Genomic DNA, 18,100 nt, shown 5'->3' with positions numbered 1-18,100 from the left:
TCATCCCTCCAGCGCGGTGCGGGTGAGGTGGTGCACGAGGACGTCGTGGTGGCGGCGGGTGAGGAAGAGGTGGCCGGGCAGCACACCCGCCCGGGTGAATCCGCAGGCCTCCAGCGCGGGGAGGACCGGCGAACCGGCGCGGGTCTCGGCGGTGAAGGAGGTGCACCGGCGGTAGGTGCGCAGGTAGGACAGCAGGGCTCGGAGCGCCGCCGGATCGGCCGAGGTGGTGGCCACGCTCGCCTGGCGGGGCTGCACCGGGTTCACGGCGTAGCCGAGCAGCGTCTCGCCGTGGCGCAGCACCGTCAGGTCCCGGCGGGTGATCTCACGGGCGAGCAGCGCGGTGTTCTGGGTGACCGGGTCCAGGTCGAGGAAGCCGCGCACGGCGTCCCGGGCAGCCTCACCCAGCAGCCGCGCCCCGGCATCGGGGGACAACTGCTCCAGCGCGGCGGGGACGTTCGTCGTCCCGGCGGCCACGTCGCCGGTCACCGTGGTGGCCTTGCCGGTCACCGTGGTCGCGTCGCCGGCCGAGACGGTCCCGTCGTCGGCCGCGGCTGCGGTGGTCGTGGCCGCGGTGGCCGCGGTGGTCGCGGCCTCGTGGCGGGACACCCCCCAGAGCCGGCGGCTCACCGGCCGGCCGTCGAGCCAGAGCCCCTGCGGGATCTCGGCCTCCGGGACCAGCCCGGCCGCGCGGAGCGACGGCGCGCCGTCGGGCCCGGCCGGGGTGTACCAGCCGTACACGCGGCGCAGGTTGAGCCAGGAGAAGGCGTGGGCGAGGGCCGCTTCGAGGAGCGGGCCCGCGAGATGCGACGCCTCGCGCAGCAGCCCGGTTTCGAGCCTGGCCCGGCGGTGCACCCAGTTCAGCTCGGTGAACCGGACGAAGCCCACGCCGTCCACGACGTACAGCTCCTCGTCGGGGCGGTCGGACGACGGGGCGGGCACGGACGACGGGTCGGCCAGCGGCGGCCGGGCGGGGTCGGGCAGGCCGAGGAGCTCGCCGGGCAGCCAGCCGCCGGAGAGCAGGGGCAGGTCGGCCGAGCGGTATCCGCGCAGCCGCAGGACGGCGGTCGCTGAGACGGCAGCGGGCGCGGTGGTCGCAGCGGTCGCGGTGGCCGCGGTGGTCATGGTGGTCACGACACGGGCTCCCAGATGCGGGAGAAGAAGACCTGCCCGTGGCGGCGGCCGTCGCCGGCCGTCATGCCGGGCAGGACGCCCTCCTCGGTGAGGCCGGCCAGCCGGGCGGCGGTCAGACCGCGTTCGTCGTCGTCGGACACCAGCACCGCGAGCCGGACCAGCTCCCGGTGGTGGCGCAGGCCGCGGATCACCTCGTGGTACGCGGACGCCCAGACGGCGAGCGGCAGCCGTGCGCTGAGGCGGAGTTGGAGCACCAGGTGGCAGGCGTGGTCGCCGCCGGAGTTCTCGACGGCGTAGAGCCCGGCGGGCACGCTGTCGGCGAGCAGCAGACGGGCGTCGTCGAGGAGGGAGAGGACCTGCCACTCGGCGAGGACGTCGGACCGCGCGGTACGGAAGCGGAAGCCGGGCTCGGTGAAGAGGTCCAGGACGGCGGCGTGGTCGGCCTCGGTCACCGGCCGCGCGGACCAGGCCGGCGGCGGCGCCTGCGGGTCCGGCCGCACGGCCGGTTCGGCGGTGACGGTCATGGTGTGGCCCTCCGGGAGGCGATGTCGCTGGTGATGTGGAGGCGCTGCATGTTGCTGGTGCCGTCCATGAACTCGAAGGCGCGCACGTCCCGGCACCACTTCTCCAGCAGCGGGTGCTCCAGGAGCGCGCCGGGCCCCAGGGCGCGGGCGGCCCAGTGGGATGTGCGCACGGCCAGGTCCGTGACGTGGAGCTTGGCGGCGGACGGCGGCCGGCGCGTGTCGGGGTCGTGGTCCACGGCGGAGGCGGCGTCGTAGAGCAACCGGCGGGCGGCGTCGAGGCGGGCGGAGACCGTCTCGTGGCCCTGCCAGCGAGGGCGCTGCTCGACCACGTAGTCGCGGGTGCCCAGGGCGGTGCCCAGGGCGAGGGCGGCGACCTGCAGCCGCATCGCGTTGAAGGTGCGGCCGATGCCCCACAGGCCGCGCCGGGAGGCGGGCAGGTGCGCGCCGAGCAGCATCTCGCGCGGCACGTGCACGCCGTCGAGGTCGAGTCGGCAGATCCGCGCCCCGCGCAGGCCGATCATGTCGAGCGGCTCGGCGGTGAACCCGGCGGCGGGCAGCGGGATCAGGGCTCCCCTGATGGACAGCGGGCTGCGTCCGGTGCGGCCGAAGACCACGCCGACCGAGGCCCGGGAGGCGTTTCCGACGTAGCGTTTCGCGCCGGTCAGCAGGTAGCCGTCGGCCGGGTCGGGCAGGGCGTCGAGGCGGGTCTCCATGGCGGTGGCGTCGCTGCCGTGGCCGGGCTCGGTCATGCCGAAGCACGTCCAGGAACGGCCGTCCGCGATGGCCGAGTAGAACAGCTCGCGCTGGGTGTCGTCCCCGAGGGTGTCGACGGCCGCCCCGGCCAGCGAGGCCCCCGTGTTGGCCGCGACGACGCCCGCGTCCCCGCGGGCGATCTCCACCCCGGCGACGACCCGGGACAGACAGCCGTCGGCGAACCCACGGTCGTCCGGCATGTCCGGGGTGCGGAACTCCTTCGGCGTGGTCGCCGCCCGCATCAGGGCCAGGACCGCGGAGTCCAGGTAGGCGGTGGAGCCGCCGGGGTCGTCGTCCACCGCCAGGGCGTACCGGCGCAGTTCGCGGCCGGCCTCGCGGCAGACGTCGCGCAGGTCCCGCAGCGGGGTGTCGGACAGGTTCAGCACGGCGCCGGCTCCTTCGCAGCGGTGTGGTTCCGGTCGTCGGCGTGGTTCCGGCCGTCGGTGTGGTTCCGGTCGAGCCAGCTCTCCGCGATGAGCCAGGCCACGTACCCGGCGCGGGCCGGGCCGTCGGCGAGGAAGCCGGCCGCGCCGAGCAGCTTGGCCGCCTCCCAGTCGAGGGCGGTGAGCCGGTCGTGGGCGTCGATCACGGCGGCCGGGAGGTCCCCGGCCACGCGCAGCAGCCGCATCACGGCCTCCAGCTCGGTGTGCACGTCGGCGACGACACCGCGCACGAGCTGCTTCTGGCTGAGGAGTTCGCCGCCCGCCGAGCGCCGGGAGAGGTGGGCGACCGCGTCGTCCAGCAGCCTGCGGGCCACTCCCGCCCGGGAGGCCGCCAGGTGCGCTGCCAGCGTCCAGAGGCGGGGGTCGTCCGTGGGCCGCGGCGCCTGCCCGGCCCCGGGCAGGCGGACGAAGCTGACGCCCTCCAGGGCCGCCAGCCGGTGGGGCACCACCTCGGCGTCCGGGGGCACGTCGCCGGCGGGCAGCGCGCCGACGCCGCCCGGGGGCGGGCCCGCTTCGGCGGCGGCCAGGGCAAGCGCCAGGCCCCGGGCCGGACCGCCGTCGTAGGCCGCGGCCTCACATGCCGTGATCGTCTCGCTCATATCGGTCGTCCTGTGGTCGCTACGGGGTCCGGATGCCGGGGACAGGTGTCGTGGTGTCGTCATCCCGCGGCGCGGGCGAAGTCCAGTCGGTCCTTGATGTAGGCGGCGAAGGCTCCGGCGGACTGGAAAACCTCCGGGTCGAGGGTTTCCGGATCCGCCTCCAGGCCGAGAGTGTCCTCGAGGCTCATGAGCAACTCCACGAAGCGCATGGAGTCCATTTCCAGGTCCTCGAGAATCCTGGTTTCCTCGTCGAATTCCGGGAGCGGACGGCCGAGAATAACGGTGAGGGACTGGCGAAGGTGCTCGATGATCTCGGCGCGATCCATCGGAAGTTCCTTTCCTGAAGGGCGGTGCGAAAGCCGTGGAAGGGTACGCCGTGGCCCGCGGCCGCCGAACCGTTCGTGGCGGGTCGGCGTCCGCGGGCCGGCTCTCGGCATCAACTGCGAGCCGGGCGGTACTTCGTCGTTCAGGCGGCCTTCGACGCGGCCTTGCTGGCGGCCTTGGAGGCGGCCTTCGACGCAGCCTTGGAGGCCGCCTTCGACGCGGCCTTCGACGCAGCCTTGGAGGCGGCCTTGGAGGCAGCCTTCGAGGCGGCCTTGGAAGCGGCCTTGCTGGCGGCCTTCGAGGCAGCCTTCGACGCGGCCTTCACAGCAGCCTTCGCCATATTGATCACACCTTCCCATGAGGGAGACGCCCAGGAATGTGGACGTCCGCCGGGCGACGAATTCGTCCGGCGAGGACGACAATCCGGCATGCCGATCGGCGCCGTCAACACTTTCGGACCCGGCCCCGGATCGTTTTCGATGACAGCAAGTTGCCGTCCGTGATTGGCCATCGGGAAATTCTGTGCTTCTTCCTCGGAGCGGGGATTCTGGAAAGGTTCGAAAGCGGCGACGACCGGAAGACCGGACGGCCGGAAGACTGGAAGAACGCTGGAGGAGGAGGCGGCGGATGAATGCGAGCAGGGCCGCGAGCGGGGCCGGGGCGCGGGGCGAGGAGCTGTGCTGGGGACAGCGGTACCACTGGCTCAGGTACCAGCAGGTGCCGCCCGGCACCCGGCACGACGCCCATGTCGTGGTCAACAGCCCGGTCCCCGCGGGAGTTCCGCTGGCCGTGGTGCGTACGGCGGTGGACTTCCTGGTACGCCGGCACGAGGGACTGCGCACCGTGATCGACGCCGAGGCCCGGCCCTGGCCCCGCCAAGTGGTGCACCCGCCGCGGCCGTTGCGGCTGCGGACCGTCACCTCGGAGGCCGACGGCACCCCCGGGCCGGCCGAAGTGATCGCCGAGATGACCGGGACCGAGTTCGATCTGGCCCGCGACTGGCCCATCCGGGTCTGCGTGGTGACCACCGGCGGCATGCCCGCCCGGGTGGTGCTGGTGCTCCACCACATGAGCTGCGACGACTGGTCGCTGAGCAGGTTCCGCGGGGAGTTCGCCGAAGTGGTCGGCGCGCTCTCCCGGGGACGGCGCGCCCAGCTCCCGCCGGTCGCCCACCAGCCCGTCGGTCTCGCCGCCGCCGAGGCCGCCACCGCCCCCGCCGAACGGGAACGGACGACGGCGTACTGGCGGGAGACGGTACGGCGGCTGCCCGGCGACATGTTCGGCACCCGCCGGCGCGTCCCCACCGGCGCGGCGGCCCCGGCCGCGCACGCCGCCACCCTCACCGCGCCCGCCCTGCTGGGCACCGTGCGGCAGCTCGCGGCCCGGCTGCGGCTGTGGCCGGCCGCCGTGCACCTGGCCGCCTACGCGGTCGCCTGCGCGGCGTACACCGGGCAGCCCGGCGTGGCCCACCGGTGGCTGGCCAGTCACCGGGAGGGCTCCCTGATGAACGTGATGACCTGCATGTTCAGCCCCGCCCTGGTCGGCGTCGACCTGTCCGGCGACCCCGCGTTCAGCGAGGTGGCGGCGCGTGTCGCCGAGGCGCTGACCAGCGCTCAGGACCATGCCCACACGCCCTGGGACGAGCTGGCCGAGCTGGTGGCACAAGAGGGCCACCGTCGTGGGCAGCCGCTGCGGGTGACCTCCGAGGTCAACTTCCTCAGCAGGCCCGAGCAGCGCTGCGGCGGCCGTCGCGACCGGTTCCTCCGCGGACCGGAGCCCGCCGACTGGGCGCGGTCCGGCACCGACTCCTATTTCACCGTGCTGGAACTGGGCGACGGGGTGCGCCTCAGCCTGAGCGCGCTGGCCGAGGTGATGGACGAGGCCGGCGTCGAGGCCTTCCTGCACGGCTATGTCCGGCTGCTGGAGGCGCACCACGACCCGGCCGCCGACCTGCGGCTGAGCGAGGCCGCGGCACTGTTCGGGTACGCCCCGCCGGAGGCACGGCGCACCGGCCGGTCGGGCGGGGACCCGGTCGGCCTGGACGCGGTCGAGCGGGTGCTGGCCGGACACCCGGCGGTGCTCCGGGCCCGGGTGGACGAGGCGGAGGCCGCGGAAGGGCGGCTGATCGCCGATGTCGAGACGGCGCGACCGGTGACGGAGCGGGAACTGCGGCGCCACGTCATGAACGTCGTGCACACCGAGCCGGGGGCGTGCTGCCCCGACCGCTTCCGGATCACCGTACGGGAGACGGCGGGCGCGGCCCGCTGGACGCGGGAGCCGGGCACCCGAGCCGGGGCCGATGCCGGTGCCGGCAGCGGGGCGGACACCAGGGCGGACGCCGGGGCCGAGGCGGAGGCCGTGCTGGCCGCCGTGGTCGGAGAGGTGAACGAGGTGGCGGAGGTCGACCTCGGCCTGCCGTACACGGCCGTCGGCGGACGTCTCCTGCGCGGACCGCTCGTGGTGGCCGAACTGCGCCGCCGCGGCTGGACGGGACTCGGCCTGGACGCCCTTTTCGGCATCCGCCCGCTGGAGGGACTCGCCCGCCACCTGGTTCCCGTGGACGGCACCCGGGACACGGCGTCGGCCGCGCACACCGGCACGACGGCCCCCGCGGGAGCGGGAGTCGGAGCGGGATCCGGATCGGGGCCAGGTGACGTGCGACCGAAGGGCGTGCGGCCGGGCGGCGTGCGGCCGGAGGACGGCTGCACCACGCCTGCCGGCCTCCTGCCCGGGCGGGGCAGGAGGCCGGCAGGCGGCCGGGGCCGGGCGTCAGGCCGCCGCGTCGACGGCCAGGCACCGCGCCAGGCGGACGCCGGCCTGGAAACGGCTGACCGAGCCGAGGCTGTGCATCAGGGCGGCGATGTGACGACGGCAGGTCCGTACGGACATGCCGAGCCTGCGGGCCACCGCCTCGTCGGTGAGCCCCTGGGACATCAGCTGGGCGATGGAGCGCTGGAAGTCGTCCACCACGTCCTCCGCGTAGCCCGGTTCGTGCGGTTCGAAGGGGCTGGCCGACTCCCAGAGCAGGTCGAACATCTCGACCAGACAGTGCACCGTGGTCTCGTCCCGCACCGGCCGCGCGGTCGGCGGCAGCACACCGTCGCCCGGTGCGACCACGACGCCCACCACCCGGTCGAAGACCACCGCCGCCTGGGGAACCGCGCGTATGGTGCGCAGCTCCACCCCCCGGGCCACCAGCTCGGTGGCCCGGGCCCGGGAAGCGAAGTCGGCGCGCTCGCGGTGCGGGACCAGGACCCGCAGCGCGACCCCGGAGCCCAGGGCGTCGCAGCAGGCCTCGAAGACGCCGTCGACGCCGGGCCAGAGGGCCACCGCCTCCTGCCGGCAGTCGGCGGCGGCGAGCCGGAGCAGCCCCCGGACCTCCGGTTCGCCCTCCGCCCGGTCGATCACCCCCAGAGGGCCGGAAATCGGTCCCGATCCGCCCGCGATGGAGTCGATGCGGGCCCGCAACTGGTCGGCCCGGTCCCGTTGCTGGAGGATCGCCCGTTCCATCGGCGACACCAGCAGCGTCGCGGCCGTCTGCGGGTCGAGTGGTACCAGGATGCCGTCCGCGCCCTCCTCGGTGCGCAGCATGCGCAGCTCTACGAGGCGAGCGGCCGCGGCGAACACCTCGCCGGCCGACAGGCCCAGCTCGGTGGCCACCCGGTCCAGCGCCGTGGGCGTCAACGACCCGTGGTGCGTTGCGTACTGGTAGACCGCGACCACGCTGTCGCGGCCCGTCGGTTCCGTCGGCGAGGCCACCCCGGGCGCCGCCGCGGCGCCCAACAGACCTTCTGCGGTGGGGCTTTTGGTCGTGATCCCCGTGATCATGCAGAGACCTCCCACTGTCAAGAATGCGAACCGTGTCGTCCGGTCGACTGGCCGAAACCGGCCGCCACGCTTGCTGCGCATCGTGGACATACGCGCCATCACCCTGACGCCGTCCCCCTGTCGTCGGCTCCGTCCGGCCCCCGTTCGGATGCCGTTTCCCTGCTGCTTCGCTGTTCCTTCACCGTCGGACCGCCCGCGCCGTCACCTCACCCGTGGGGTACGCGCTGGTCAGGGCGGCGACTGGGCCGAGTGGCAGTGGGCTGATGGCGGGACGAGAGCGGCCGGTGGTCGAGTGGTCGCGTTCGCGCACACACGCAGAACACACGTACTCCGGCGGAAGAAGAGAGTGGGGACCGACCACCATGGCCGATCTGCAGATCCCGCGCACTTTCCAGGAAGCGCTGCTGCGCCACCTGCCCTATGCCGAGGCGAGTGAACTCGCCCCCGCGGACGACCTTGCGGCACTGGGCCTGGACTCCATGGGGGTGGTCCAGCTCCTCGCGGAGCTGGAGGACACCTTCGGGGCGGAACTGCCCGACGAGGCGCTCACCGAGGAGACGTTCGCCACCGTGGGTTCCCTGTGGCGGGCCGTGGCCGAGTTCGTGCCGGCGGAGCCCGTCGGCCATGAGTGAGCGGCTGACCGAGGCCGAGGCCGAGGCCGTCATGGACGGGTTCCCTCCCGAACAGACCGCGCGCCTGCCGTACGGACGGGCGGCTCACCGGACGACCGCCGCGACCGGGACGACCGGCGCGGCCGGGGTGCCCCGCGCGCCCGGGACGACCGGCGTGACCAGGACGCTGCTGCGCCTCGACCACCTGGTCGGCCGCGGCGACCCCGACCGTCCGGCGCTGACGTTCAAGGAGCGCACCCTCACCTACCGCGAGCTCGCCGAGCAGGTAGCGGCGGCGGCGTACGGCCTGTACCGGCTGGGTGTGCGGCGGGGTGACCGCGTCGCGGTGTACGCCGAGAAGCGCGTCGAGACCGTGGTGGCCGTGCTGGCCGTCGCCGCGGCCGGCGGGGTCTTCGTACCGGTCAACCCCCTGTTCAAGGCCCGCCATCTGGCCGGGCTGACCGAGGACTGCACGCCGGTCGCCCTGGTCACCACCGCCGAACGGATGGAGACCGTGCGCGGCGCGCTGACGCCGAACACCTCGGTGCGGCACCTCGTGGTGATCGGCGAGACCGCCGCGGTGCCGCCGGTCGACGACCGCTGGGAGATCACCTCCTGGACCCGGCTGGGCGAACCGGACGCGCTGCCGGTGCCCGGCGCGGACACGGTGATCGACGCGGACGTCGCCGCCGTCTTCTACACCTCCGGCAGCACCGGCGGGCCCAAGGGCGTGGTGCTCACCCACCGCAACCTGCTGGCCGGGGCGGAGAGCGTGGCGACCTACCTCGACCACACCGAGGACGACGTCCTGCTCGGCGTGCTGCCGCTGAGCTTCGACGCGGGCTTCAGCCAGCTCACCACCGCACTGGCCCGCGGCGCCCACCTGGTGCTCACCAACTACCTGCTGCCCCGCGAGGTGATGCGGCTCTGCGCCCGCCACGGCGTCACCGGGCTGACCTGCGTGCCTCCCCTGTGGATGCAGCTCGCGGCGCTGGAATGGCCGCCGGAGGCCACCCGGCGGCTGCGCTACTTCGCCAACACCGGCGGGCGGATGCCGGGCGCCACCCTCACCCGGCTGCGCGGCCACTTCCCGCAGGCCCGCCCGTTCCTGATGTACGGGCTGACCGAGGCGTTCCGCTCCACCTACCTCGACCCCGACGAGGTCGACCGGCGGCCCGACTCCATCGGCAAGGCCATCCCCAACGCCGAGGTGCTGGTGGTCCGGCCGGACGGCACCCCCTGCGAGCCGGGCGAGCCGGGCGAACTGGTCCACCGGGGCGCGCTGGTGGCCCTCGGCTACTGGAACAACCCCGAGACCACCGCCCAGCGGTTCCGGCCCCTGCCCGGCGGCGTGCCCGGGGTGCGGCAGGAACTCGCCGTCTGGTCCGGGGACACCGTCCAGCGGGACGAGGAGGGCTTCCTCTACTTCGTGGCCCGCGCCGACGAGATGATCAAATCGTCCGGTTACCGGATCAGCCCCACCGAGATCGAGGAGGCTGCCTACGCCACCGGACTGGTCACCGAGGCGGTGGCGTTCGGCGCGGCGGACGAGCAACTCGGCCAGCACGTGGTGCTGGTGGTGTGCGGCCCGTGCGACACCGGACGGCTCCGCCAGGCCATGGCCCGGGACCTGCCGGCGTACATGCTGCCGCGCCGCATCATGGTGCTGGACGTGCTGCCCCGTTCGGTGAACGGCAAGTTCGACCGGGTCGAGCTGCGGCGGCTCGCGGAGGCCGGCTCATGAGCGCCGTCGACGAGCGCGGAGTCGCCGTCGACGAGCGGGGTGTCGCCGTGGACGAGCGGGGTGTCGCCCTCGCCGAGCGGGGTGTCGCCGTCGACGAGCAGGCCGTCGCCGCCGCGCCGTACGGGCCCGCCCTGCACGGGGTGGCGGACGGCGAGCTGACCGTCGGGGGGATCCCGGCCCGGCTGCTCGCCGAGCGGGCCGGCGGCACGCCGTTCTTCGCCTACGACCGGGCCCTGATCGCCGCCCGGGTCGCCGAGGTGCGTGCCGCGCTGCCCGGCGCGGTGGAGCTGAGCTACGCGGTGAAGGCCAACCCGATGCCCGCCGTGCTGCACTGCCTGAGCACCCTGGTCGACGGCCTCGACGTGGCGTCGGCGGGGGAGATGCTCGCGGCACTGGACACCGGGGTGCCACCGGCCCGGATCGCGTTCGCCGGGCCCGGCAAGACGGCCGCGGAACTGCGGCAGGCGGTCGCCGCCGGAGTCCTCGTCGAACTCGAATCCGCCACCGAACTCGCCAGGCTGGCGAAGGCCGGAGAGGAACTCGGGGTCCGCCCCAGGGCCGCGCTCCGCGTCAACCCGCCCTTCGCGGTGCGGGGTTCGGGCATGAAGATGGGCGGCGGGCCGCAGCAGTTCGGCGTGGACGCCGAGCAAGCGCCGGCGCTCCTCGCCCAACTGGGCCGCACCGGGGTCGGGTTCGAGGGGTTCCACGTCTTCGCCGGGTCGCAGAACCTCGACGCCGACAGCATCCGCGCGGCGCAGCGGGCCACGGTGGAGCTGCTGGCCGAGCTGGCCGGGCACGCCCCGGCCCCGGTGCGGTACCTGAATCTCGGGGGTGGGTTCGGCATCCCGTACAGCGCCAGGGACCGGCCGCTGGACCTCCGTCCCATCGGGGAGAACCTGGCCGAACTGCTGGACACCGTGGTCCGGGACCGGCTGCCGCTGGCCCGACCGGTGATCGAACTCGGCCGGTACCTGGTCGGCGAGGCAGGCGTCTACCTGACCCGGGTGGTCGACCGCAAGGAGTCCCGGGGGACCGTCTACCTGGTCGTCGACGGCGGCCTGCACCACCAGCTCGCCGCCACCGGCAACCTGGGCCGGGCGTTGCGCCGCAACTACCCCATCGCGCTCGCGAGCCGGGCCGGCGCCGGACCGGACGGGGAGGAGGTCGTCGATGTCGTCGGCTGCCTGTGCACACCCCTGGACCTGCTCGGCAAGGCGGTGTCGCTGCCCCGGGCCGAACCGGGCGACCTGATCGCGGTGTTCCAGGCGGGCGCGTACGGGCTGACCGCCAGCCCGGCCGCGTTCCTCGGCCACCCCGCACCCCGTGAACTGCTGGTCTAGGGCCTGTCACGGGAGGCCCGGCCGCCCGCGACGCCCGCGACGATCCGAACGGCGGCCCCTCGGCCGTGTCTTGACGACCCGGTGCCGTGACGGGCAACGTTTCGCCCGATCGTGGGTGGACCGTGCCCGCCACGGCACAGGGTCGTACCGGCGAGCGGCGTGCCGGGCGCCGGTCGCCACCCGGCCACGGACCGCCGGCGCGCCGGCGGTGACGGTCCGGTCCGTTCCGCCCCCGACCCGGGGCACCCCCGCGCGCAGCGTGGGGGAGGGAGGTACACCACCCCGTGTCACCGCGGGGCATTCACACAGGAGCGCGAATGAAGATCCCAGCGTCCCCCTCACCGCCCACGCGACGCGACACCCCAGCCCCCGGCAGTGAGCGGCCGCCCGGGAAGCGGTCCGCCGAACCCGTGCTCAGGGTCGACGGGCTGACGAAGCGTTACGGCGACGTCGAGGCCCTCGGCGGCTTCTCGCTGAGCGTCGCCCCGGGCGAGATCGTCGGCCTGGTCGGCCACAACGGAGCCGGCAAGACCACCTTCGTGGAGGTCGTCTCCGGGCTGATCCGCGCCGACGGCGGCACCGTGAGCGTCGCCGGCCACGACCCGCACACCGGCCGCCACCTGGTCGGCGTCTCCCCCCAACACCTCGCGCTCTACCCGTCGTTCACGGTCCGCGAGCACCTCAAGCTGTTCGGCGGCCTCTCCGGGCTGCGCCGCGGCGCGCTGCGCGACGCGATCGACGAGGTCGCCGCCGACCTGCGGCTCACCGAGTTCCTCGACCGGCCCGCCGGATTCCTCTCCGGCGGCCAGCAGCGCCGCGCCCAGGCCGGCACCGCCCTGATCCACCGGCCCGCCCTGCTGCTGCTCGACGAACCCACCGCGGGCGCCGACCCGGAGACCCGCCAGGCGCTCCTGGACACCGTCCGCCGCCGGGCCGCCGACGGCGCGGCCGTCGTCTACACCACCCACTACCTCGCCGAACTGACCGAGCTGGAAGCCACCTTGGCGGTGGCCAAGCGCGGTCGCGTGGTCGCCCGCGGCACCGCCGCCGAACTGCTCACCGGCCTGCCGGGCGAGGTGCGGCTCACCTTCGAGGACGGAACCGAGGACCGGCGCTCCACCGACGACCCGACGGGCACCCTGGTCGAGATGCTCGCCGGGGCCGGCCGGACGGTGGCGTCGGTCGACGTCCACAAACCTGATCTCGACGACCTCTACCGATCCCTGGCGGTGCTCGATGGCGACTGACACCCTGCTGCGCACCGGGCTGCTCGTCCGGCACAACCTCGTCCTGCGGTTGCGCGACCCCGGACAGCTGATCAGCTACGTGGCGATCCCCATGGTGCTGATGCTCGTCCTCCGGCCCCTGTACATGGAGGCCCTGGACAGCGGGACCGTGCAGGCGGTCACCGGCCCGCTGGTGATGTTCTCGGTGTTCGCGCTGGCCGTCGTCGGCAACTCGATCATGGTCGAGCGGGAGTGGCGCACCTGGGACCGGCTCCGCAGCACCCGGGCCGGCCGGGCCGAACTGCTGCTCGGCAAGCTGGTGCCCGGCTTCGTGGTGCTGATGGTCCAGCAGTGCGTGCTGATGGCGTACGGCTCGCTGGTGCTCGGGCTGGACCTGCCCGTGTCCGTGCTCGGCTGGGTGGGGCTGGCCATCGCCGTGTGGGGGCTCGCCCTGCTGTCCATGGGGGCGTTCCTGGCCACCGTGGCCCGCAGCCGCAGCGACCTGGGCATGGTCACCGACCTGGGGGCCATCTCCATCAGCGCGCTCGGCGGGGCGCTGGTGCCGGTGGACCTGATGCCGGGCTGGGCCCAGCATGTCGCGCCGTTCTCGCCCGGCTACTGGGCGATGTCCCTGCTGCGCGCCGCGCTGTCCGGGGACGCCGCGGGAATGGTCCGGCCGGTCCTGGTGTGTCTGGCCATCGCCCTGGTCTTCGGCGTGCTCGCCGCCTACCGGCTCTCCCGCGGGTGGGGCCGCAGCCACCTGCTGTGACCGGGGACCGGTGGCCCGGGGCCGGTGCCCCGGCCGGGTCCCGTGACGCCGGGACGGTCCGTACGACAGGGCCTGGGCCCGTTCCGCCCCGACAGCGGGGGCGGAACGGGCCTCACGCGTGCCGGGCCGCGCGGGCGGTCAGCTCCTTGCGGTCGACCTTGCGGTTGGCGTTCAGCGGGTACGCGTCCAGGTGCACGAAGCGGCGCGGCACCAGCGGGCGGGGCAGGAACTCGGCGAGCGCCCGGGCCAGTTCGGCCGGCGGACGGGCCGTGCCCAGCAGGTAGGCGGTGAGTTCGCCGTCCGCGGCCACCACGACCGCGTCGCGGACCCCGTCCACCCGCCGCAACGCGCACTCGACCTCGGCGAGTTCGACCCGTATGCCGTGGATCTGCACCTGCTGGTCGAGCCGTCCGAGGCAGGCCAGCTCACCGTCGTCCCGTTCCCGCACCAGGTCCCCGGTGCGGTACCAGCGGGCGCCGCCGACGTCCAGGAACCGGCCCTCGTCGTCCGACGGGTCCAGGTACCCGGGGAACATCTGGTCGCCGCTCACGCAGAGTTCACCGTCGTGGACCAGGTACCGCAGACCCGGGTGGAACGTGCCGATGGGCACCATGCCGTTGACGCAGCGGCCGGGCGAGCGCACCGGGTCCCAGCGGTGGACGGTGCAGGAGATGGTGAGCTCGGTGGGGCCGTACAGGTTCTCCACCGTGGACGCGGGCGCGGCGCTCTGCCAGCACACGGCGTCGTGGGCCAGCAGCGGCTCCCCGCAGAACAGGCTCCAGCGCAGCGAGGGCATCGAGTCCGCCGCCAGTCCGCGCGGCCTGCGGCACAGCTGGGAGATCAGGCTGGGCGCGGAGAACCACACCGTGATGCCGTGGTCGGCGACGAACCGCTCCAGCGACGCGTACGCCGTCGGGGGCACGCTCACCAGGGTGCCGCCGGCCCCCCAGGCGCCGTACAGGTCGAACACCGACAGGTCGAAGGTGAGGTCGAAGGTCTGCGAGAAGACGTCGCCCGGGCGGAAGCGGTAGCGGTCGTGGACGAACCGCAGATAGGCGTCCACGTTGCGGTGCAGCACCGGCACGCCCTTGGGGCGGCCCGTCGAGCCCGAGGTGAACAGGATGTACGCCACGTCGTCGGGGTCCGCCGGGCGCCGCTCGGCCGGCGGCGCGTGCGGCGACGGCCGCCGCACCACCGGGACGCCGTCCAGCACCCCGGCGAGGGCGGGCAGCACGCCCTCGCCCTCCGCCGCCACGATCAGCACGTCCACCCCGGCCGCGGTGATCATGTGGGCGGTGCGCTCCGCGGGGAAGGCGGGGTTGAGGGGGACGACGGCCGCCCCCGCGTAACCGGCGGCGAGATGGCCCGCGTACGCCGTCACGGACCGGGCGGCCAGCAGCCCGACCCGGCGGGGACGCCCGCCCGGCACGGCCGCCGTGACGGCACCGGCCAGGGCGAGCGCCCGCTCGTGCAGCTCGCCGTACGTCACCCGGTCCGCCCCGGCCCGGAGCGCCTCGGCGCCCGGACCGAGGGCCAGCCCCCGCAGGAACCAGCCGCTCAGCGTCCCGTCGGCCGACCCGGCCCGGTCGGCCCGGTCGGCCCGGTCGGCCCGGTCGGCCGGGGTGGCTGGGGTGGCCGGGGCGGCCTGCGCCGCCGGGCCGGGCGGGACGGTGCGCAGGGCGGTCATGCGACGCTCCGCAGGGCGCGCGCGATGTGCCGGTGGGTGACCTCCGCCTGCTCGAGCACCGCGAAGTGCCCGCCGGACAGGGTGTGCAGGGCCGACGGACCGGTCGTCTCCCGCTGCCAGTCGGCCATGCCGGAGGGCAGCCCGCGGGGGTCGCCGTCGGCGGCCAGCGCGGTGACGGGCACGGTCAGCGGCGGCTCGGCACGGTACCGGTACGACTCCTTGACGGTGAAGTCCGCGCGGAACGGCGGCAGGATGAGCCGCAGGACCGACGGGTCGGTGAGCATCCACTCCGGGGTTCCGCCGATGCGCCGCAGCAGCGCGACCACCTCGTCGTCGCTCGCCCCCGTCATCCGCGGGTCGTCCCCGCCCTCGGCGGCCCAGCCGCCCTGGGGGGCCAGGGAGCCCGACACGATCAGGTGGACCGGGTCCGGCCCCCGCCTGCGGCGGATCTCCCGGACCAGTTCGAAGGCGATCGTCGCGCCCAGACTGTGCCCGTACACGGCGTACGGGCGGCCCGGCCGGCCCGCGGACAGGGCGGCCAGGTCGGCCAGGACGGCCTCCGCGAGGTCGGGCACCAGCAGGTCCATGGCCTCGTACGGGATCTCACGCAACCGCGTCTCGCGGCCGGGCAGTTGGACCGGCCGGACGGAGGCGGGCCCGATCCGGCCGAACCAGGACCGGAAGGCGGAGGCGGAACCCCCCGCGTGCGGCAGGCAGTACAGCAGCGGGCCGTCGCAGCCCGGATGCTCGGCGAAGGGGAACCAGGCGCCGCCCGGCCTCCCCGCGCGGGACGCCTCGGCGGGCGCGGCGACCGTGCTCACGGCCTGACCTCCAGCCGTACGTAGCCGGGGGCGTCCTGCGTCCGGCTCAGGTCGGCGGCCAGCACCACCCGGTCGCCCTGGCGGCTCACCTCGCGGAACCCGGCGAACGCGTAGGTGATCTGCATCATCCGGTTCCGGCCGGTCTCCACGAAGTCGGCGGTCAGGCCGGCCCCGGCGTCCCGGGCCAGGCGCATCAGATGGCCGAGCAGCACCGAGCCGACGCCGCGGGACATCACCCGGCAGGACATCAGCAGCATCCGCAGCCGCCAGTCCGGCGCGCCCTTCTCCACCAGGGCCAGGCCGATCTTGCCGTAGGAGCCGAAGCGGTCGGTGAGTTCGGCGACCAGCAGCAGGTGGTCGGGGGACTCACGCAGCTCGTCCAGCTCGTCGTAGGAGTAGGTGCGGCCGGTGGCGTTGAGCTGGTTGGTGCGGACGGTGAGCTCCTCGGCCCGCTGGAGGTCCTCCCGGGCGGCCGGTGCGATGGTGAAGGCCATGTCCAGGCTCGCCAGGAACTCCTCGCTGGTGCCGGTGAACTCGCTCGCCACCTCGTCCCTGGCGAGCTGGCTGCGGTACATCTCGCGGCGGTGCGCGGACTCGTCGGACACGAACCGGGGCCGGAACTCGTCGCGCAGCAGCTCGGTGTCGATGTCCGCGGCGTTGATCCGGGTCACCTCGGGCAGCGAGAACTCCATCTCGGCCAGCTCGAAGTCCTGGTCGTCGACGAAGGCGAACGCGTCCAGGCCGAGGTTGAGCCGGGCGGCGATGCTCTTCACCGACTCGGACTTGGGGTTCCAGCCGATCCGCGGGCACAGGAACATCTCCTCCAGGCCCAGTTCGCGGAGCTTGGCCATGGCGGTGTCGTGGTCGTTCTTGCTGGCCACGGAGTGCAGGACGCCCAGCGCGTCCAGCCGGCGGATGTGTTCCACCACGCCGGGTCGCACGGTGACGGCGCCGTCCTCCAGCAGCACCCCGTCCCACAGGGTGTTGTCGAGGTCCCACACCACGCACTTGATCCGGCCGAGCACCGGCTTGCGGTACGGGTCCTCCGCCTGCTCGGCGGGCGGCGGCTGTATCGCTGTGGTCACAGCGTTCCTCCTGTTCCCGGCGTCCGGTCGCGGAACGCCTCGTCGGCGATGGTCAGCCGCTGGATCTCGGTGCTGCCCTCGATGATCTCGGTGACCTTGGCGTCCCGCATCAGACGGGCCACCGGGTAGTCGGGGGTCATGCCGTTGGCGCCGTGGATCTGCACCGCCTCGGTGGAGTGCCGGGCGGCGGCGGTCGACGCGAAGTACTTCGCCACCCAGGTGGCCATGATGGTCGACGGGTCCCCGGCGTCCTTGAGTTCGCCGGCCTGACGGCACAGCAGCCGGGCCGCCCGTGCGTCGGTCACCATGTCGCTGAGCTTGGCGCGGATCAGCGGCAGTTCGCGCAGCGCGGTGCCGCCCACCGTGCGCCGGCCGGCGTAGTCGGCGCTGGCGTCCAGGCAGGCCTGGACGATGCCGACCGAGCCGCAGGCCACGCTGTACCGGCCCAGGTCGAGGGTGCCGCTGAGCACCATGCCGGAGGCGAAGGAGCTCGGGCCGAGCAGCGCGTCCGGCCCCAGCTCCACGTTGTCGAAGTCGATCTCGGCGAGCAGGGAGGCCCGGGTGCCGAAGATCTCGTCGATCGGCGTGACGCGCACCCCGGGGGTGTCCCTGGGGACGAGGAGCGCCACGATCGAGGTCCCGGTGTGGGCGAACACCAGGAACAGTCCGGCGATCTGCCCGCCGGTGGTCCACTTCTTGCGGCCGTTGAGGAGCCAGCCGCCCCGGTGCGGGACGGCGGAGGTGGTGATGCCGGCCGCGTCGCTGCCCGCGCCCGGTTCGGACAGGCAGAACACCCCGCGCACGCTGCCGTCGGCGAGCGAGGGCGCCCACCGCTCCACCTGTTCGGGCGAGCCCCAGCGCAGCAGCGCCCACGACAGCATGGTGTGCACGGTGAGCAGGGAGCGGACCGAGGAGCAGCCGCGGCCGACCTCCTCGTGCACCTCGCCCAGGGTCACCAGGTCGAGGCCCTGGCCGCCCAGGTGCCGGGGCAGGAACGGGGCCCACAGGCCCAGCGCGCCGAGGCGCTCCAGGAGCTCCCCGGGCACCCGGCCGGCCCGGTCCCACTCGTCGGCGTACGGGGCGACGAACTCGTCGACGAACGCGCGTACCGAAGCCCGGCCGACCGCCGGGCCACCGGTCCGCGTGCCGCCTGCGGGCGGCGACGCGACCGTGGTCGTCATGCTGATCCTCCTCGGTTCTCTCGTGTGCGCCGCC

16 protein-coding genes are annotated in these 18,100 nt (G+C 74.3%); 6 read left to right on the top strand and 10 right to left on the bottom strand.

The window, feature by feature from the left end; all coding sequences use genetic code 11:
* The 6 genes from ACZ5GT_RS06090 to ACZ5GT_RS06065 form a co-directional block, all read right to left on the bottom strand.
* On the bottom strand, window positions 1–1,131 hold the full coding sequence (locus ACZ5GT_RS06090) for a GNAT family N-acetyltransferase (RefSeq protein ID WP_469015061.1): 1,131 nt from the start codon (window positions 1,129–1,131) through the stop codon (window positions 1–3).
* Window positions 1,128–1,655: a hypothetical protein gene (locus ACZ5GT_RS06085; RefSeq protein ID WP_469015059.1), complete on the bottom strand. Its 528-nt coding sequence runs from the start codon at window positions 1,653–1,655 to the stop codon at window positions 1,128–1,130. Before ACZ5GT_RS06085 ends, ACZ5GT_RS06090 begins: the two co-directional genes overlap by 4 nt.
* On the bottom strand, window positions 1,652–2,794 hold the full coding sequence (locus tag ACZ5GT_RS06080) for an acyl-CoA dehydrogenase family protein (RefSeq protein ID WP_469015052.1): 1,143 nt from the start codon (window positions 2,792–2,794) through the stop codon (window positions 1,652–1,654). Before ACZ5GT_RS06080 ends, ACZ5GT_RS06085 begins: the two co-directional genes overlap by 4 nt.
* Window positions 2,788–3,450, bottom strand: coding sequence for an acyl-CoA dehydrogenase family protein (locus ACZ5GT_RS06075; protein WP_469015049.1), 663 nt, complete (start codon window positions 3,448–3,450; stop codon window positions 2,788–2,790). The genes ACZ5GT_RS06080 and ACZ5GT_RS06075 overlap by 7 nt, the downstream gene beginning before the upstream one ends.
* A gap of 59 nt (window positions 3,451–3,509) precedes the next feature.
* The gene (locus ACZ5GT_RS06070) at window positions 3,510–3,776 is read right to left on the bottom strand and encodes an acyl carrier protein (RefSeq protein ID WP_451817398.1); all 267 of its coding nucleotides are present in this window, start codon (window positions 3,774–3,776) and stop codon (window positions 3,510–3,512) included.
* A gap of 140 nt (window positions 3,777–3,916) precedes the next feature.
* The gene (locus ACZ5GT_RS06065) at window positions 3,917–4,285 is read right to left on the bottom strand and encodes a hypothetical protein (protein ID WP_469015039.1); all 369 of its coding nucleotides are present in this window, start codon (window positions 4,283–4,285) and stop codon (window positions 3,917–3,919) included.
* Window positions 4,286–4,401: 116 nt separating this feature from the next.
* Between ACZ5GT_RS06065 and ACZ5GT_RS06060 the strand changes: the two genes are divergently transcribed.
* The 6 genes from ACZ5GT_RS06060 to ACZ5GT_RS06035 all read left to right on the top strand — a co-directional run bounded on the left by ACZ5GT_RS06060 (window position 4,402) and on the right by ACZ5GT_RS06035 (window position 13,292).
* On the top strand, window positions 4,402–7,866 hold the full coding sequence (locus ACZ5GT_RS06060; RefSeq protein WP_469015034.1) for a condensation domain-containing protein: 3,465 nt from the start codon (window positions 4,402–4,404) through the stop codon (window positions 7,864–7,866).
* A gap of 98 nt (window positions 7,867–7,964) precedes the next feature.
* Window positions 7,965–8,234, top strand: a complete 270-nt coding sequence (locus ACZ5GT_RS06055; protein WP_469015028.1) for a phosphopantetheine-binding protein — start codon at window positions 7,965–7,967, stop codon at window positions 8,232–8,234.
* Window positions 8,227–9,957 (top strand): acyl-CoA ligase (AMP-forming), exosortase A system-associated, encoded by a 1,731-nt coding sequence (locus ACZ5GT_RS06050; protein ID WP_469015022.1) that lies wholly within the window; start codon window positions 8,227–8,229, stop codon window positions 9,955–9,957. Before ACZ5GT_RS06055 ends, ACZ5GT_RS06050 begins: the two co-directional genes overlap by 8 nt.
* Entirely contained in the window at window positions 9,954–11,297 is a 1,344-nt protein-coding gene (locus ACZ5GT_RS06045; protein WP_469015019.1) for a pyridoxal-dependent decarboxylase, exosortase A system-associated, read from the top strand. Before ACZ5GT_RS06050 ends, ACZ5GT_RS06045 begins: the two co-directional genes overlap by 4 nt.
* A gap of 317 nt (window positions 11,298–11,614) precedes the next feature.
* Complete coding sequence (locus ACZ5GT_RS06040; protein ID WP_469015016.1) at window positions 11,615–12,544, top strand: ABC transporter ATP-binding protein; 930 nt, start codon at window positions 11,615–11,617, stop codon at window positions 12,542–12,544.
* Complete coding sequence (locus ACZ5GT_RS06035) at window positions 12,534–13,292, top strand: ABC transporter permease (protein WP_469015011.1); 759 nt, start codon at window positions 12,534–12,536, stop codon at window positions 13,290–13,292. Before ACZ5GT_RS06040 ends, ACZ5GT_RS06035 begins: the two co-directional genes overlap by 11 nt.
* 112 nt (window positions 13,293–13,404) lie before the next feature.
* On the opposite strand, the gene ACZ5GT_RS06030 is transcribed toward ACZ5GT_RS06035, so the two are convergent.
* The 4 genes from ACZ5GT_RS06030 to ACZ5GT_RS06015 are packed head-to-tail and all read right to left on the bottom strand — an operon-like array spanning window position 13,405 to window position 18,066.
* The gene (locus ACZ5GT_RS06030; protein WP_469015007.1) at window positions 13,405–14,979 is read right to left on the bottom strand and encodes an AMP-binding protein; all 1,575 of its coding nucleotides are present in this window, start codon (window positions 14,977–14,979) and stop codon (window positions 13,405–13,407) included.
* Window positions 14,976–15,800 (bottom strand): thioesterase II family protein, encoded by an 825-nt coding sequence (locus ACZ5GT_RS06025; protein WP_469015004.1) that lies wholly within the window; start codon window positions 15,798–15,800, stop codon window positions 14,976–14,978. The genes ACZ5GT_RS06030 and ACZ5GT_RS06025 overlap by 4 nt, the downstream gene beginning before the upstream one ends.
* The gene (locus tag ACZ5GT_RS06020; protein ID WP_469015000.1) at window positions 15,797–16,885 is read right to left on the bottom strand and encodes an HAD-IIIC family phosphatase; all 1,089 of its coding nucleotides are present in this window, start codon (window positions 16,883–16,885) and stop codon (window positions 15,797–15,799) included. Before ACZ5GT_RS06020 ends, ACZ5GT_RS06025 begins: the two co-directional genes overlap by 4 nt.
* Window positions 16,882–18,066 (bottom strand): acyl-CoA dehydrogenase family protein, encoded by a 1,185-nt coding sequence (locus ACZ5GT_RS06015; RefSeq protein WP_469014996.1) that lies wholly within the window; start codon window positions 18,064–18,066, stop codon window positions 16,882–16,884. Before ACZ5GT_RS06015 ends, ACZ5GT_RS06020 begins: the two co-directional genes overlap by 4 nt.
* Window positions 18,067–18,100: the final 34 nt, after the last annotated feature.

This window comes from Streptomyces sp. NPDC031340, from assembly GCF_055569945.1.
This window is presented reverse-complemented; position numbering and strand designations above follow the sequence as displayed.

Excerpts from the sequence above, each read along its gene's own strand:
- ACZ5GT_RS06085 (WP_469015059.1), bottom strand. The coding sequence starts at position 1,655 with ATGACCGTCACCGCCGAACCGGCCGTGCGGCCGGACCCGCAGGCGCCG.
- ACZ5GT_RS06070 (WP_451817398.1), bottom strand. The coding sequence starts at position 3,776 with ATGGATCGCGCCGAGATCATCGAGCACCTTCGCCAGTCCCTCACCGTT.
- ACZ5GT_RS06040 (WP_469015016.1), top strand. The coding sequence starts at position 11,615 with ATGAAGATCCCAGCGTCCCCCTCACCGCCCACGCGACGCGACACCCCA.
- ACZ5GT_RS06015 (WP_469014996.1), bottom strand. The coding sequence starts at position 18,066 with ATGACGACCACGGTCGCGTCGCCGCCCGCAGGCGGCACGCGGACCGGT.
- ACZ5GT_RS06075 (WP_469015049.1), bottom strand. The coding sequence starts at position 3,450 with ATGAGCGAGACGATCACGGCATGTGAGGCCGCGGCCTACGACGGCGGT.
- ACZ5GT_RS06030 (WP_469015007.1), bottom strand. The coding sequence starts at position 14,979 with ATGACCGCCCTGCGCACCGTCCCGCCCGGCCCGGCGGCGCAGGCCGCC.
- ACZ5GT_RS06050 (WP_469015022.1), top strand. The coding sequence starts at position 8,227 with ATGAGTGAGCGGCTGACCGAGGCCGAGGCCGAGGCCGTCATGGACGGG.
- ACZ5GT_RS06055 (WP_469015028.1), top strand. The coding sequence starts at position 7,965 with ATGGCCGATCTGCAGATCCCGCGCACTTTCCAGGAAGCGCTGCTGCGC.
- ACZ5GT_RS06065 (WP_469015039.1), bottom strand. The coding sequence starts at position 4,285 with ATGGCCAATCACGGACGGCAACTTGCTGTCATCGAAAACGATCCGGGG.
- ACZ5GT_RS06045 (WP_469015019.1), top strand. The coding sequence starts at position 9,954 with ATGAGCGCCGTCGACGAGCGCGGAGTCGCCGTCGACGAGCGGGGTGTC.
- ACZ5GT_RS06060 (WP_469015034.1), top strand. The coding sequence starts at position 4,402 with ATGAATGCGAGCAGGGCCGCGAGCGGGGCCGGGGCGCGGGGCGAGGAG.
- ACZ5GT_RS06035 (WP_469015011.1), top strand. The coding sequence starts at position 12,534 with ATGGCGACTGACACCCTGCTGCGCACCGGGCTGCTCGTCCGGCACAAC.